16 protein-coding genes are annotated in these 15,883 nt (G+C 54.6%); 3 read left to right on the top strand and 13 right to left on the bottom strand.

Features of this window, described 5'->3' with window-relative positions; all coding sequences use genetic code 11:
* Positions 1 to 4: 4 nt before the first annotated feature.
* On the bottom strand, positions 5 to 904 hold the full coding sequence (rocF, locus tag MW898_RS00165; RefSeq protein ID WP_248903464.1) for an arginase: 900 nt from the start codon (positions 902 to 904) through the stop codon (positions 5 to 7).
* A gap of 513 nt (positions 905 to 1,417) precedes the next feature.
* Between rocF and MW898_RS00160 the strand changes: the two genes are divergently transcribed.
* Complete coding sequence (locus MW898_RS00160) at positions 1,418 to 1,951, top strand: HTH domain-containing protein (protein ID WP_248903462.1); 534 nt, start codon at positions 1,418 to 1,420, stop codon at positions 1,949 to 1,951.
* Between the two features lie 261 nt (positions 1,952 to 2,212).
* Positions 2,213 to 3,376: an NAD(P)/FAD-dependent oxidoreductase gene (locus MW898_RS00155; protein WP_248903460.1), complete on the top strand. Its 1,164-nt coding sequence runs from the start codon at positions 2,213 to 2,215 to the stop codon at positions 3,374 to 3,376.
* A gap of 180 nt (positions 3,377 to 3,556) precedes the next feature.
* On the opposite strand, the gene MW898_RS00150 is transcribed toward MW898_RS00155, so the two are convergent.
* A complete protein-coding gene (locus MW898_RS00150) occupies positions 3,557 to 3,853 on the bottom strand; it encodes a hypothetical protein (protein ID WP_248903458.1) in 297 nt (98 codons plus the stop codon).
* 240 nt (positions 3,854 to 4,093) lie between these two features.
* Here MW898_RS00150 and MW898_RS00145 point away from each other — a divergent pair, with 240 nt between their 5' ends.
* Entirely contained in the window at positions 4,094 to 4,843 is a 750-nt protein-coding gene (locus MW898_RS00145; protein WP_248903456.1) for an SAM-dependent methyltransferase, read from the top strand.
* 72 nt (positions 4,844 to 4,915) lie between these two features.
* Here MW898_RS00145 and MW898_RS00140 read toward each other — a convergent pair whose 3' ends face one another.
* From MW898_RS00140 to MW898_RS00090, 11 genes are all read right to left on the bottom strand, one after another.
* The gene (locus tag MW898_RS00140; RefSeq protein WP_248903454.1) at positions 4,916 to 5,761 is read right to left on the bottom strand and encodes a helix-turn-helix transcriptional regulator; all 846 of its coding nucleotides are present in this window, start codon (positions 5,759 to 5,761) and stop codon (positions 4,916 to 4,918) included.
* 75 nt (positions 5,762 to 5,836) lie between these two features.
* Positions 5,837 to 6,046, bottom strand: a complete 210-nt coding sequence (locus tag MW898_RS00135; protein ID WP_248903452.1) for a hypothetical protein — start codon at positions 6,044 to 6,046, stop codon at positions 5,837 to 5,839.
* Positions 6,046 to 6,438, bottom strand: coding sequence for a cupin domain-containing protein (locus MW898_RS00130; protein WP_248903450.1), 393 nt, complete (start codon positions 6,436 to 6,438; stop codon positions 6,046 to 6,048). The genes MW898_RS00135 and MW898_RS00130 overlap by 1 nt, the downstream gene beginning before the upstream one ends.
* Before the next feature lie 375 nt (positions 6,439 to 6,813).
* Positions 6,814 to 7,626, bottom strand: a complete 813-nt coding sequence (locus MW898_RS00125; protein WP_248903448.1) for a nucleoside phosphorylase — start codon at positions 7,624 to 7,626, stop codon at positions 6,814 to 6,816.
* A gap of 66 nt (positions 7,627 to 7,692) precedes the next feature.
* Positions 7,693 to 8,136, bottom strand: coding sequence for a cytidine deaminase (gene cdd, locus MW898_RS00120; protein WP_248903446.1), 444 nt, complete (start codon positions 8,134 to 8,136; stop codon positions 7,693 to 7,695).
* A gap of 112 nt (positions 8,137 to 8,248) precedes the next feature.
* Positions 8,249 to 9,307, bottom strand: coding sequence for an ABC transporter permease (locus MW898_RS00115; protein ID WP_248903444.1), 1,059 nt, complete (start codon positions 9,305 to 9,307; stop codon positions 8,249 to 8,251).
* The gene (locus MW898_RS00110) at positions 9,300 to 10,700 is read right to left on the bottom strand and encodes an ABC transporter permease (RefSeq protein WP_248903442.1); all 1,401 of its coding nucleotides are present in this window, start codon (positions 10,698 to 10,700) and stop codon (positions 9,300 to 9,302) included. The genes MW898_RS00115 and MW898_RS00110 overlap by 8 nt, the downstream gene beginning before the upstream one ends.
* Positions 10,697 to 12,259 (bottom strand): ABC transporter ATP-binding protein, encoded by a 1,563-nt coding sequence (locus MW898_RS00105; protein WP_248903440.1) that lies wholly within the window; start codon positions 12,257 to 12,259, stop codon positions 10,697 to 10,699. Before MW898_RS00105 ends, MW898_RS00110 begins: the two co-directional genes overlap by 4 nt.
* A gap of 58 nt (positions 12,260 to 12,317) precedes the next feature.
* Positions 12,318 to 13,418 carry a BMP family lipoprotein gene (locus MW898_RS00100; protein ID WP_248903438.1) on the bottom strand — a complete coding sequence of 367 codons (1,101 nt, stop codon included), beginning with the start codon at positions 13,416 to 13,418 and terminating at the stop codon, positions 12,318 to 12,320.
* Positions 13,419 to 13,463: 45 nt separating this feature from the next.
* The gene (locus tag MW898_RS00095) at positions 13,464 to 14,912 is read right to left on the bottom strand and encodes a phosphopentomutase/phosphoglucosamine mutase (protein ID WP_248903437.1); all 1,449 of its coding nucleotides are present in this window, start codon (positions 14,910 to 14,912) and stop codon (positions 13,464 to 13,466) included.
* Between the two features lie 238 nt (positions 14,913 to 15,150).
* Positions 15,151 to 15,597 carry a DUF5793 family protein gene (locus MW898_RS00090; protein ID WP_248903435.1) on the bottom strand — a complete coding sequence of 149 codons (447 nt, stop codon included), beginning with the start codon at positions 15,595 to 15,597 and terminating at the stop codon, positions 15,151 to 15,153.
* Between the last annotated feature and the right edge of the window lie 286 nt (positions 15,598 to 15,883).

Below are 15,883 nucleotides of genomic sequence, written 5' to 3'. Positions count from 1 at the left end.
ATAGTCACAGAATCCGTTTTCCGAGCGCGCTTGCGGTGAGTTCGACCGCGAGTTCTGCGGTCTGGTTGTGTTGATCGAGGATGGGATTCACTTCGACGAGTTCGAGCGAGCGGAGATTCGCGTCCGCGATGACCTCCATAGCGGCGTGGGCCTCGCGGTAGGTGACACCACCACGGACAGGGGTACCGACGCCGGGGGCTTCCTGTGGATCGAGCCAGTCGAGATCAAGGCTAACGTGGACGCCATCGGCAGCGTTTGCGATGGACAGTGCTTCCTCGGTGACGGCAGTCGCACCCCGTTCGTCGATATCGCTCATGGTGAACACCGTGACGTCGCTGTCGCGCAGTGCTTTGCGTTCGCTTGCATCGAGGCTTCGAACCCCGACGAGTGCGATGTTTTCTGGATTGATTGGCGCAGTTGTCCAGTCAACGTCGGAGAACGCTCCGCGACCGAGGAGAGCAGCGAGGGGCATCCCGTGAACATTCCCACTCGGAGTCGTCGCTGGGGTGTTGAAATCACCGTGAGCGTCGAACCACACGACGCCAATGTCACCGTCGCGCGCACTCCCGCGAACAGAACCGATGGCGATCGAATGATCGCCGCCAAGCACGAGCGGAAATGTGCCATCAGCGAGTGTCTCGGCAACGGTCTCTTCTAACTGAACACACAGCTCGCGCACTTCGGCGAGGTATTTCGCTCGCCCTGTCGACGGTTCAATACTGTCTGGGTCACCGAGTTCGGGGTGAACAACGTCCAGATCACCAATGTCGGTGGCACCGTAATCAAGCGCATCGAACGCATCAGCCAGTCCTGCATACCGAATGGCTGACGGCCCCATGTCAACTCCTCGTCGGTCTGCTCCGAGATCCATCGGAACACCAATAACACGAATCGATCGTGGCATGGCTCACGCTATCCCCGGTGGTACTATAGCAAACTCGATCTCTCTATTTCCTAGTCTGCTCTCTTTTTGCTCTCCATGCGTCGTTGGTAACTCACGTACGGTTTACAGACTCGCTGAATACCCTCGTCGAAGCTGATCTGTGGCTTTCAGCCGATTGCTTCGATCATCGTCGTGCTGTCAGCGAGCCTGTCGTGGACGCAGCCATCGAATGGTGTTTCGCTGTACGCCGATTCGATCCGATGAATCCTGCACCACCGGTCAAGAGAACGCGTTGTCCCTTCGTGGTTCAAACGTTTCGTATCGTATCCGAGGTATACCGGTATCAATCGAACCGGACCATTGTTTCAATCCCCCTTCATTGTCGTAATATCCATGGCCTGAACTGTTCGTACTGTCTATGATTTTATTCGAATTCGTCAATATTGAGTACAACGCAAATCGATCGCGCACGCACACAGAGAATGGAGAAAGCTCACCGCGAGACTTATCAGAGGCCGTATCAAAGGATCCAGCATGTCGTCAATCGAGCTCACGACCAGTCAGAAGGACATCCTTCGAGAGCTGATTAACCTGTACAGTCAGAGTGAACGGGCCGTAAAAGGCGAAGACATCGCCAACGGCGTCGACCGAAATCCGGGAACAATCCGAAATCAAATGCAGAGCCTCAAAGCGCTTCAACTCGTCGAAGGCGTTCCCGGACCAAAAGGTGGCTATAAACCGACCGCTAACGCCTACGAAGCCCTTGGCGTTCAGGACCTTGACGAACCAGCGAACGTACCACTGACGCACAACGGCGAACACATCGAGGACGCAAACGTGCAGGAAATCGATCTCACGAGCGTCCACCATCCAGATCTGTGTCGAGCAGAGGTTCGTCTTCACGGCTCGATCAAAAACTTCCACGACGGTGACGAAATCATCGTTGGACCGACTCCTCGATCGAAACTCCAAATCGAAGGCGTCGTAGACGGCAAAGACGAGACAGACAACGTACTCATCATCTCGACAACGATGATGGAAGCGCCAGTTGAGGCTCCAGACCACTAGACCACTGAGCTAACGACAACGACCGTCTCTCGCGCTTTGGGATCGGTCATCATCTCGAAACGCCAATCGATGGCACTGATCGATCGGTCCGGGGAGTTCTATTGATATCCCTCCCACAATTTTTCTGCACCAATCAGCGTTCATACTGGAGTCGTCGGCTCTGTTCAAGGGACTTAGGCCATCAGTGAGTGCCATGTTCACAGGATGAACGCAGAAAGGCGTTCCAAAGCCTTTGTATCGCAGGAAATCGGATCTCGTTACATGACAGAGAACGTTGTCATCCTCGGCTCTGGGTATGGCGGTGCGGGTGCTATCAAGAGTTTGGAGCAAGAGGTTGGCAATCGGGCGGATATTACGTGGATCTCGAACGTCGATCACCATCTCGTATTGCACGAAGTACATCGCTGTATCCGCAACCCGGAGGTCAGCGAGAAGGTCTCGATTCCAGTTAACGAGATTAAGAAGCCAAGTACGCGGTTCGTGCAAGGAACAGTGACTGGTCTCGACTGTGATGAGCGGACGGTTCACCTTGAGGATGGTCAGTCAGTCGACTACGATTACTGTGTTGTCGCCATCGGGTCACGGACTGCGTTTTTCGGTATCGATGGGCTAAAAGAGCACTCGTACACGCTGAAGAACCTTGACGACGCGCTGTCGATCCACGACGAGATTAAATCAGCTGCAAGGGAAGCCTCTCGTACTGACCCCGCAAAGATTGTTGTCGGTGGGGCCGGACTTTCGGGAATCCAGAGTGCGGGAGAGATCGCTGAGTTCCGCAAACAGTACCGCGCACCACTCGACATCCACCTCGTCGAAGGGTTGGATAACGTCTTCCCACCGGGAGACCCCGAGGTACAAGGCAAGCTCACGAAGATGCTTAATGAGCGTGGCATCGAGATCATGACGGGCGAGTTCATCACCTCCGTTGACGAGGATACCGTGTACATCGGCGATGACACGGAACTTGATTACGACATACTGATCTGGACTGGCGGGATCACCGGCCAAGACTGTACAGAAGATATCGATCTCGGGAAAGATGACCGGAGCCACCGGCTCCACGCTTCCTCGACGTTCCAAACGAGCGACGATCGGGTGTTCGCTCTCGGCGATACGGCACTCATTGATCAGACCGGCGGCGATCCCGCGCCACCGACCGCACAAGCAGCGTGGCAAGCAGCCGAAGTCATCGGAGAGAACATTCGACGGTCGATGCGCAACCAACCGCTCACGTCGTGGACCTACGAAGACAAAGGAACGCTGATCTCCATTGGAGATGCAGCTGTCGCGCACAACGTTGTTGGTGTGCCCATGGACACGTTCGGTGGCCGAGCGGCTGAAACGCTGAAGAAAGTCATTGCTACTCGCTGGATCAACAGTATCACCGGACTCGGCCGCGCCGCGAAAGCGTGGCCCGATATGTGAACGAGCCGCGATAGTGACTCCCTTCGAGTGAGCTAATTCGAATCCTGCAAACGTACCCTCCGACGCGGATATATACGCACAGTCGGCACCGCGTCTGGCGGCGTTGCCGTTTGATGTTATTTCTTCGTGATCCGATCGATGATGACCGACTTTGAGGGGTCAAAAATACTGATTACTAGATCACTGGGTTAATGCACGGATCGATGGGATCAGATCGAGCGCTGCTCCAGCTAGTACAAAGCCAAGAATGACGATACTACCGCCAAGAGCGGATCCACCGGTGGACGACGCATCAAAAAGACGTTGGGCACCAATTGATACGAATAGAAGCGCAAATCCGAGGAGCAAGACAGTACCCAGTACGTCCATCAACGCGTCCTTGACAGCGGTTCGGACGACGATGTAGAGTTCTCGCTGATTAATTCCAATGGTTCCTCCGCCATCAGGCTCCTTCTCAATATTAGTATCCACATCCATACAAATAAGAACAGAGACGAGACTATAAAGATTCAAACGGTCAAATTATTGTCTTATCTGTATCATTCGGAAAATCCGTCCACCAATCGCGTTCTGATTTCGAGAAGGTTAGCATCTGAGTGAATTGCTGGCCGAGTCAGCCCACACACTGTCAATATTCATATATTTCAAATTGTCTTAGTCCAACAGAGACGTCTGTACAATCATCACCAATATATCAAATGAGGAGTACCATGGAATATGGATCAGCCGGTGTGGCACGAAGATGAGGCGTTTTGGGAGACAGTGCAGGACTTTGTTTTCCCACCAGAAACAATTGAGCAGGCACCTGAGCAGATCGAACAACTGCTTTCGTTACTCGATCTCACAGCAGATGCGCAGATAGCGGACGTACCGTGTGGCATCGGACGGCACGCTGTCGAACTCGCAAAGCGTGGCTTTTGCGTGACGGGAGTCGATGCCACCGCTCCGTTTCTGGCGAAGGCAAAAGAACGCGCACGAGACGAGGAAGTTTCAGTCGAGTTCGTTCACGAGGACATGCGGACGTTCCAACGGCCAGAGTCATTCGATGCGATACTCAATCTATACACCTCATTCGGCTATTTCGAGCAACGGGACGACGATGAGCGCACGGCACTGCAGTTTTACGAATCCCTGAAACCGGGTGGAACGCTCGTCATGAGTCTCGCGAGTAAGGAGATTCTCGCCAGAATATTTGAGGAGCGAACGTGGGAGGAACGCGACGGGGCATACATGCTCGAAGAACACGAGATCAGTGACGATTGGAGCTGGGTCGACAATCGGTGGATTATCGTCGATGATGGCGAAGTTCGAGAGTTTACCGTCTCACACCGATTGTATTCTGCGTTCGAGCTGTCTGAACTGCTACGAAGCGTCGGATTCGATACCGTCGATGTCTACGGGAATTTCGAGAAAGACGACTACGATGAGAATTCTGAGCGGCTGGTCGTAGTGGCTCAGAAGAAGTGAAAAATGCCAAAGCACGGGACTAGACTCATCCTAAACTAGTCGACACCGATCAACTCCAGCTTCAGATAGTAGCTACTGAGACTCGACGCGGAGGGGACTCTCACATGAGTTTGAACCAGCAACACCCAGTTCCTGAGCCTCGAATGGTCGTGCTTCCTTCCGACACTCCTCATACACAGTTTCGGCCCATTCGCGGGCCTCGGGAGTGGCAGTGTCGATCACAGCCTCAAGTTGGGCAGTTTCGGGATCGTGTCCACAGATACCGATACAGTCGTCCATAATATTGAGTCCACATCGATTGTCGTCTGGAAGAGCGTCGTGCAGAAAGACGGTGCAGTTGTCACACTCGAAGGCTTGGGCTATGAGATCAGGATTCCAGTCGACGATTGCTTTGAGGATTGGAAGTGAGTAGATATACTCCATCTCCATCCCCTCGATCACCCGCCGGCAAAACACCTCAAGGTTTCCCGACTTGTAGACCGTTGTTCCAAGCCCACGAATGGATTCAGTCGATTCAAGGAGGTGAGTGACACGCTCAACAGGCGTATACGGATAGTTCGGACCGGGATACGCAACGACAGCGTCCTCGAAGTATTCGACGGTGAACTCATCCATCTCTTGAGGCAGCCATTGCCAGACCTCACGAAGTGTTTCACCCGTTTCCATTCCCTCGCGCAGTTCGAAGAACCGATCAGTCACAAACTCGCCCAATGGCGTGAGCTCGTAGTGTGGACCATCGCGCATAATCCACGAGCGGTTCTCGAAATCTCGAACAACGCGTCCAATCGTTGGGTCTGAAGCCCCCGTTGTAGCACACAGATCACGCCGATCGTGTCGTTTTTCGGAGAGGGCTTCCAACGTCATGACACGGTGTTCTGACCGCGCCAGGAACTCGATCGCCTGAATCGCGGAATCCATGTTATGTCTTCTCATACGCAGTATAAAGTTCTTCGTCTGGACAAAAAATATCGACAGGAGAGAAGACACCGGAGCTCAGCAATAATATACCCAAAATTTGTGCCCGTTTGGACAGTGGACGATGCTGTGGTCGCCGAATGCAGCGACGTATGAACTCACTGTCGGGTCGACTTCCCGATCCGGTATCGAGGCGGTCACCAGTTGCTCACAGTGAGGACACGCAACCTTCGTAACCAGCTCCTGGTTCTGATCCTGATCCGGTGGTGTTGCGGTGGACAATCCCATTACGCACTCTCGCTCATTTTTTCCAGCATATGTTCGATGACTGCAGCGTGCTCGTCCTGCGGGCTGAACATGATGATCTCAGCGTTGTCGTTCGCTTTGACCGTATGACCCGGCGGCCAGTAGAAGAGATCGCCGGTTTCAGTCACTTCTTCGCTTCCATCAGAATAGCTGGCGGTGAGCGTCCCTTCTAGGACGTACCCCCAGTGTGGGCACTGACAGAGATCATTCTCAAGACCCTCTAAGAGCGGTGTGATATCTGTCCCGGCAGCGAGCGTAAAGTATTCTCCACTGAGTTCTCCGTACTCGCTTGCGTCACCGAAACCCATCTGCTGGCGGGCAATTGCGTCGGGTGTATCAACTCTGACTGGGACGTCTTGTTTATCTTGTTTCATTTTATTCACCTATTACTAAGAGACAGACTGAATTACCACACACCAGCCCATATCAAGACCTATCACGGTCGATATCACAGTGGATGCGCCGTTGATTGATTGGGCCATTTGCATGGGTTGCCTCTTAGTAGTATGACTATTGGTCCCAGAGGAAGTGTAATTAACTAGTGAAAATTTTCACCGAGTGAATATCTTAATAATTTTCAATTATATACAATTATAAATATTTATAGAAATATGATGGTTAGCTTCTTGGTGGATAAGTTGTGATTTCCTCATCGAGATACCTCAACAGTAGGTATCCCGAACAGTAGCGACCATCACTCTTCGACAGAAGCTGCTGGATCGTCTGATCAGACGATTCCGATGTGGTGATCAGATAGAATCGATACTGAGCCCCGCGTGCCAGCGATCCGCGCCTGCGTTTTGTTTGACTTCGTCCATCTGATTAAGGAGCGCAACTGCGAGGGAAGCCGTTTTCGCAGCCCGTGATTGGCCTTCAACGCGGAATTCGTCGGTCGTTCGGTTAGCGTAGACCGTGCAAACCGCTCCTGCACGAAGACCGTAGACGTTTCCGAGCGTGCAGATGGCGCTTGCCTCCATCTCGAAGTTCTTCACGTTGGCGTTCAGCAACTCCTCGTAGAGCGCTTGCCCATCCGGCGATTGATAGCCGCCGAATCCCTCGCGTCCCTGTCCAGCATAGAAACTATCGGTGCTCGCAGTCAATCCGACGTGATAATCGTATTCGAGTCGTTCGGCGGCCGCGACGAGCGCAGTAACGACCTCGTAGTCGGCAACAGCAGGATACGAGTCTCGAACGTAGGCTGCGCTGGTTCCTTCCAATCTCACACCACCGCTCGTGATGACGAGATCACCGATCTCGATATCCGGTTGGATGGCCCCGCAGGAACCGACTCGAATGAACGTATCGCAGCCGACGGCTGCGAGTTCCTCGACGGCAATCGCAGCAGAAGGACTACCGATTCCTGTCGACGTGACCGAGATGGGTACGTCGTCGTACGTGCCGGTGACGGTACGGTACTCGCGGTGGTTCGCCACCTCTTCGGCCTCGTCCCAGGTGTCGATGATTTTCTCAACACGCTCTGTGTCGCCCGGCAGTAGAACGGTTTCGGCAACGTCGTTCGGTCCGACTTCGATGTGGTACTCTGTCTCCGTCTCGTCAGTCATACGTCTCGTCTATCCATCGCTGGTCAAATACTCTGTTGTCTGCCTTCGACAGAGCAGCCGTTCGCGTTACTCGGATGCCGCTTCGAGCATCCCGCGTGAAATCGTCTCCGGCAGTAGCTCGCCAAGCGTGTATTCATTCACGTGATCGCCGTCGTCACAGAGCACGAGAAGGTCGTCATCACAGAATTCAGCAAGTGTCTGTCGACACATCCCACACGGGGTGACACCGTCGCGTGCACTCGACGAGACTGCAATCCGAACGAACTCGCGGTGGCCGCTCGCGACTGCCTCAGAGATGGCCACCTCTTCGGCGTGCAACGAGTTCGAGTAGTTAGCAACCTCAATGTTACAACCCGTGAAAACGGTCCCATCAGTGGTTTCGAGTGCTGCACCGACCCGATACTCGGAGTACGGAACGTACGCTGCCGCAAGCGCAGAACGGGCCTGCTCGATGAGATCGTGCTCGTCTCCATCATCGTCAGAGTCGGGATCAGAATGGGAATCGTCCATACTGCTGTGAAATGGCCGATTGAGTAAAGTAGCCGTCGGATGTGTGGTTGGCAATTCAACAATACCCTGTCTGTGTCCCCCGCGTGGATGACCGAATCATAGAGACACCAAATCAGTCCTCTCCAGAGTCGTAATGTTCGCCTGCTGCGCTGGGGATTCGGGTTCGGCCGACGAACGCGAGCACAACGATGACGGTAATATAGGGGATCGTCTGGATGAGCGAGTCGGGAACAGCATAGCCCGGGACGGATTGGAGTCGGATTTGGAGTGCTTGGAGACCGGCGAACAGCGTCGTCGAGAAGAACGCACCGACCGGATTATAGTTGCCGAACAGATACGCGACGATAGCGATGAATCCTCGGCCACCGATCATCGTCTGGCCGTTGCCGACGAACTGAGAGAGACCGATAGAGAAACTCGCACCCCCCATTCCAGCGAGCACGCCAGAGAGGAGAACACTCACATAGCGAACCCGTCTGACGCTCACGCCAACGGTGGCGAGCGCCTCGGGGTTCTCACCGCTCGCGTTCACCCACCGACCGAACGACGTCCGATTGAGGACGTACCACGAGAGCGCAACCGCGATGAACAACAGATACACCGGGAACGTAGCGCTGAATAGCGCACCGAAGAACGGGATTTCGGACAGTACTGGAATCGTGAACCGCCCAAAACTCCCCGAACCATCGACGTTAACGCTCCCGTAGATGACCGTCGAGAGAAACGGCGCGAGACCGAGTGCGACGAGCCAGACGGCGAGTCCAGCGATGATCTGATCGGCGCGAAATTCGATACAGATGACTGCAAACAGTCCTGCGAGGAGTGTACTCGCAAGAACGCCAGCAACAAAACCAAGCCAGATACTCCCGGTGAGGTTCGTCCCATAGATCGCCACGAACGCAGCAATGATCAGGTGCCCTTCGATCCCGATATTGATGATACCGCTCTTTTCGGCGAAGATACCACCGAGCGCGGCGAATGCGATCGGTACTGACAATCGTAATGTCGAACTCAGCGCGCTCTTACTCGTGACGATCGAGAGGAGAATACCAGCGATGGAATCGGGAAAGACGATTCCGGCGACGACGATAACAGCTACTCCGACAGCGATGAGGCCAGCGATGCGTCGTCGTCCCGAACCGATTTGAAGCGACGACAACAGATCACTCATCGATCTGCCCTCCATCGGTTGCGGCGGGACGTGGTTCATCGATCGAAAAGATCCGCCTGCCGAACAGTCGGAAGAACTCTGGCATAGCGACGAAGAGAATGATCAGTCCACGGAGGACGCCGATGAGCTGCGGTGGCACCGATGTCGAGGTATCGATAACGATCGAACCGCTCTTGATGATGCCGAACAGCGGCGCGGCAAACAACACCCCAATTGGGTTGTTACCAGCGAGAATGGCCACCGTAATACCATCGAATCCGTACGCTGGAATCCCGTCTTGGAAGTTCCCGAGAATCATTAGAACGTACATCGCGCCGCCGAGGCCACCGAGCGCCCCTGAGAGCGTCAGACTCCTAACGATCGTGCGCCGGGTATCGACACCAGCGTACTCAGCGGCATCGGGTTGCAGACCGCTCGTTCGGAGATCGTATCCGAACGAAGTCTGTTCCAGTAGATAATAGATCCCAACCGCGAACACGAGTGCAATAGCGAATGCAATCAGCGAGAAGCTCGTTCGCGGATCGAACACCACCGACGGGATGAGTGCAAACGCGGGGAGATCCGCCGTCTCGATGACCGAGCTATTCGGTTTGTTGAAATGAACAGAAACGAGATAAAACGCAATCTGTGCTGCAACGAAATTGAGCATAATCGTCGTAATCACCTCGTTCGCGTCGGCGTAGGCTTTGAGAATTCCGGGAATTGCACCGTATAATCCACCGAACAACGCGCCGATGAACAGCCCGATGGGGACGAGGACAAACGTTCCGACGATCCCCGACGGGACAAACGGAACGACAGCAAGCACACCAAGTGCGCTTGCGAGTGCACCGGCAATGAGCTGCCCTTGTGTTCCGATGTTGAACACTCCAGCACGGAACGCAAGCGCAACCGACAATCCGGTGAACACGAGAACCGTCGTCTCACGGAGCGTGATTGCCATCGCCGGGTTGAACGGACTCCAGCCACGACGGAAGGGAGCGGCGAACTCTCCCTGAAACGGACGAAAGAGCGGGTTCATCGGATCGCCGAGTGCACCGAAGAACAGCCGATCGTACACCATAACCGGATCGTAACAGAAACCGACGCCAAAGTACGTCGCGGCTGCTGTTGTACACGTTGTCATCCGTCCCGAAGCGAGAATGAGAACCGTCCCGACGAGCATCGAGAGAACGAGCGCAGCGAGACTAATCGACAACCGCTCTACAGCAGAGGATCGGGCAAGACGCTCAAGGACGCTCTGGATCCGTCCTCGTTCTCCAGATCCCGTTTCGTCACTCACTCCGTTCGTGTTCGTATTTTCGTCCAGATTACTTTGTTCGCTCTCACTCTCACTCTCGTTCTCGTTCTCGTTCTCGTTTCCATCACCGTTTTGACCGTCACGTTCGCTCATTTCCCATCACCATCCGCAGTGACCGCAGTAGAACTCTGGGTCGAATCGGGCTGTTCGCCCGCCATCAGCAGTCCGATCTCCTCTTCGGTGACAGTCGCTGGATCGACAGTATCCATGATCTCGCCCCCGTACATCACCGCCAGTCGATCGGACAGGCCCTGTACCTCCTCCAATTTCGAGGAGACGAGAAGCACCGCGACGCCTTGTGAACGGAGTTCAAGCAGTTGATCGTGGATGAATTCGGTCGAGCCGATATCGACACCCCGAGTTGGATGTGTCGCAACGACGAGCGATGGATCACGAGCGAACTCGCGGCCAACGATAAACTTCTGCTGGTTGCCACCAGAGAGCGACGTCGCCCCCGCCTCCGGAACAGGCGGCCGCACATCGTATGCATCGATTATCGTCTCCGCGTGCTCACGGGTCTGTGCCCAGTCGATCCGACCACCGCTGGCGAACGGTTCGCTGTGTTGACTCCCGAGCAGTCCGTTAGCAACGAGATCAAAGTCCATGACCAACCCTCGTTCATGTCTGTCCTCGGGAATATAGGCCATCCCGCGTTCAATCCGGTCGCGGCGTGATTCGTGCGTGATCTCTTGGCCGTCGAACGCGACGGTTCCGGACTGGGGATGACGAAGTCCGGTAATTGCTTCGATTAACTCCGCCTGACCGTTCCCATCGACGCCCGCGATCCCGAACACCTCACCGCCACGGACTGAAAATGAAACGTCAGAGACGGCTTCGACGCCGCGTTCGTCGTCAACCGTAAGATCATCAACGGCAAGAACGACATCACCGGGGTCGTTCGATGGCGCTGTGACCTCCAGCAACACCTCCCGACCGACCATCATTTCGGCGAGGTCCTCGCGGCTGGTCTCATCGGCCCCGACGGTACCGACGTTCTGCCCGTCTCGAAGAACGGTGATCTCATCGGCTGCGTGCATCGCTTCGCCGAGTTTGTGTGTGATAAAAATGATCGTCTTTCCCTGTTCTGTCAGTTCATCAAACACAGAGAATAGTTCATCGACCTCCTGCGGTGTCAACACCGCCGTCGGTTCATCGAGGATGAGTATCTCGGTACCACGATAGAGCGCTTTCAGAATTTCTGCGCGTTGTTGGACACCGACGCTCACCTCCTCAATCCGGTCGTCCGGATCGACCGTGAGACCGAATCGGTCACAGAGATCGAGAACATCTTGGCGTGCCTGCTCACGATCGATCGCCAGCCCGCCCCACTTTCGTGGTTCGGCACCAAGAGTCACGTTTTCCGTGATAGTCATGGGATCGACGAGCATGAAATGCTGGTGGATCATCCCGATCCCGGCATCGATGGCGTCTCGTGGAGAGCCGAATGAACGCTCTGTTTCATCAATGACAATACGACCCGCTGAGGGTTCGTACAATCCGTAGAGAACGTTCATGAGAGTCGTCTTCCCTGCACCATTCTCCCCGAGAAGCGCATGGACGGTCCCCCGTTCGACGTTCAGGGTAACGTCGTCGTTCGCGATAACTCCTGGAAAGCGTTTCGTGATCCTGTCGAGATGAACGGCTGTTGTCATCTGTCGATCGGCCGTTGACGAAGATTCATAATAATCGAGCTATTAAATATTGACCAAATTATACGTCCGACGGTTTCGTCGGGACGGTAATCGATCCTGAAGTGATTTTCTTTTTCGATGCATCGAGCTTCGATTTGACATCGTCCGGAATCTCCGAACCGAGCGTCTTACCGTACACTGTTTCGACGCCACCTTGTTTCAGACCGAGTGTCGTCGTCGAGCCTCCCTCGAACGACCCGTCGACAACGTGTTTGATGGAATCGTGGACAGCGATGTCGACGTGTTTGACCATACTTGCGAGGATGTAATCAGCGTAGCTCGACTTCGTTTTCGATTGGTCGCTGTCAACACCGATGGCGTATCGGTTGACCTCCTTTGCAGCTTTGAAGACGCCGGTTCCGGTATTCCCCGACGCGTGGTATATGATGTCTGCACCCCCGTTGTACTGGCTCAATGCTGTCTCCTTTCCGCGCGCGACGTCGTTGAACGACCCCACGTAGTTAGTGATGACGTTGATATCCTTGCCCGCGTGCTTGACACCAGCCTTGTAGCCAGCTTCGAACTTCTTGATGAGAGGAATTTTTTCGCCGCCGATGAATCCGACCGTCGTTGCGTCGTTGGTCGAAGCCTTCCCTGCCGAGAGCTTCGTTGTCGTGAGTAGCCCCGCAAGATGACCGACCTGAAACGACCCTTCCTCCTCTCGGAACTGATAGCTTTCGACATTCTTTGCATCGACCATCTGATCGACGATTAAGAACTTCTGTTCTGGGAACTGCGATGCGTTATCCGATAACGCGTCCTGTTGAAGAGCACCGATACAGGAGACCAAATCGTAGTTTGGAGATGTCGATTGTGCGTACTGTCGCTGTATCTGTCCGAAGTCAGACACTTCCTCCGGTTGCGAATGTTCGGATGTAACGTTCAGTTCCTGCTTTGCCTTCTCCAGACCCTCACGTGCCTGATCGTTGAACGACCCGTCACCGAGGCCACCGGTTGCATACACCATTGCGACGTTCGTCGACCCATTCTCACCGCTGGTCCCCTCGGTGGTGCCGTTGGTTCCACCACCGTTACCGTCCTCTGTCGGACCACCAGTACACCCCGCGAGTCCTGCGATTCCCGTGACCCCGACTGCCTTCAGAAAGGTACGTCTGTTCATGACTATGGAACACTATGTTCCCTTCGCAACTTTATAATGATAAAATCATCGCTTTGACGGTCCTTGGCCATCCGTCCGCAGACATCCGTCAGCATCAGTCACAGCCTGTTCTACGGTATCAGTGACTGCTGAAACTAGTTCATCGACAGTCGCACTTTCTGCGTACACGCGGACGTATGGCTCCGTTCCACTCGGACGGATGAGTGTCCATGATCCGTCATCGAAGTCGAGACGGACGCCGTACTCGGTATCGACCACTGCGTTGGGGAATCGTCGTGGGAGTACTTCCTGGACCCGCTTTAGCACCATCGGCTTGCATTCGTCAGGACATTCGATGCTCTCTTTTCGGTACGGTCGTTCGGTGACAGGATGGCGAAGAGCAGCGAGTCCATCGCGTTCGCTTTCGGCCTGTGGATCGACTGGTTCCTCTTCGGCATTGGCAACGAGCACAGAGAGGACCGCAGCGCTTGCGACCCCATCGATCCATGGGCCAAACGCAGGGTGAATATGCTTCCACGGTTCGCCAGCAAAGACAACCGTCCCGCCCTCACTCTGTACTGTTTTGATACCGTCGTGGAGGTAGCCAAGACGAGTTCGTTCGACACGACCACCAGCCTCTTTGACGCGCTCGTCGATGCGTCCGGAGGCGTTCGGCGTTGTCACGACCACTGGATCGTCCTCATCGCTCGCACGCACGTAGTGTTCTGCAAGAATAGCAAGCACGGTGTCTTCGTGGACGACCTCCCCATCGCCGTCGACGATAACGATTCTATCTGCGTCGCCGTCGTGTCCGATTCCCACGACAGGGTCGTCGTGGTCGTCGACGAATGCGCGGAGGTCAGACAGCGTCGATGGGGTGGGTTTGCTTGGCCGACCGGGGAAGTGGCCATCGACGTTCGCATTCAACGCGACGACGTGTGCGCCGAGTTCGCGCAGTACTTGGGGCGTTGCAAGCGATGCCATTCCGTTGGCACAGTCGACAACGACGGAGAGTCCATCGAGATCGGACGCAGAATCAGCACCAGCTGCGAATGCACGGGCGTACTCGACGACCGCTGATCGGTAGACAGAGAGCAGCTCGACGCGTTCGGTCGTCCCCCAATCATCCCACGGCGCTGGTTCCGTACCGCGCTCGACTCGTCCTTCGATCCGCGCTTCGGTCTCGGCGTCGAACTCCTCACCGTTGGCAAACAGTTTGATTCCATTGTCCTGCGGTGGATTGTGGCTCGCGGTGAGCATCACGCCGTGGCGGTCGCGGGAGGCATACGCGAGTGCTGGCGTGGGGAGTTGTTCGGCGCGCAACACCCGTGCACCGCCACTCGTTACCCCTGCCTCGATAGCACCAGCGAGCGCCGTCCCTGTTTCACGTCCATCCCGACCGACGACAACCTCCTCCGCGTCCAATCCGATGGCACGACCGACGGCAAGCGCCAATGCTGGTGTGACGCTCCTACGGGCGTCGCCCCGGATTCCCGCGGTTCCGAACAGGCCCATACGGGCTATCAGAATGGCCGATACTTACGTTCATTGCAAGAGATCACCCCACCATCACAGTAGAGAGTTATCACTGCACACTATCGTCGCTGACGACGAAATTGTGGCTGAGCGCCCCTCTTACCACCGTTCACTGCCGTATTTGCAAGCTTCAGATGAGTATGTTCGAGTATAGTCGGAACTTGGTGGGAGTGGGACGGTCACACGGAATGTACTGTGCGTACTTAAAAGATGGACGTCATAGTTCGACGCCACTGGGGATGAGACTGTGTTGGCGGAGAAGGTCACCCTCGGTGTTGTAGACGAGGAAAATGTCCCGATCGCACGAAAGCATCTCGTGATCGTTGACCGTGACGCTGAACTGATAGCGGCCATCGGCATTGTTGTCATCGTTCTCCCGAGCAGCGCTGACGAGCTGATCAATCATACCAGCATCAGCGTTACATTCGAGGACGAAATCTCCGGTGATGCGATTTGTAACAGCGAGAACTCCTGATCCCCCTACAGTCAGTGCATCATCGTGAAGTCGGTACGTGACATCCAATTGTTCGGTGTCGAGCGTCATACCAGCCTCGTCAGTCAGTCGATCCTCAAACGACTTCGCTGGCCCGTCAAAGCTAACGGTGATTTGGGGCTTCGTTTCGTCTCCCGTGGTGACATCGAGCGTGAAATAATCTCGCCTCATCCGTATCAAGCTATGTGATCAGATGCAATGAACGTAACGCCGGTTCTGTTTCATTGATACACCCAATACTAATTTATTTCACACCCCTCAATATTTCCTATCTATATTGATTCTAAAAATATTTGCAGAGGCGTGAATCGAGATTCCACAAGACAATTCAGTTATGTATAATTTAATCATAATATATCATCTACAATTATATAGATACAGTCATATGAAATGATGAGAGATCATGAGTACGTCGAGTGGGAAGAAGAACGCTCAAGCGGAAGTCGAGTCTTAGTCA

The sequence above is a fragment of the Halocatena marina genome, from assembly GCF_023276375.1.
Lineage (GTDB): Archaea > Halobacteriota > Halobacteria > Halobacteriales > Haloarculaceae > Halocatena > Halocatena marina.
The sequence above is the reverse complement of the archived record's forward strand: the minus strand, read 5'-3'. Positions and strand labels throughout refer to the sequence as shown.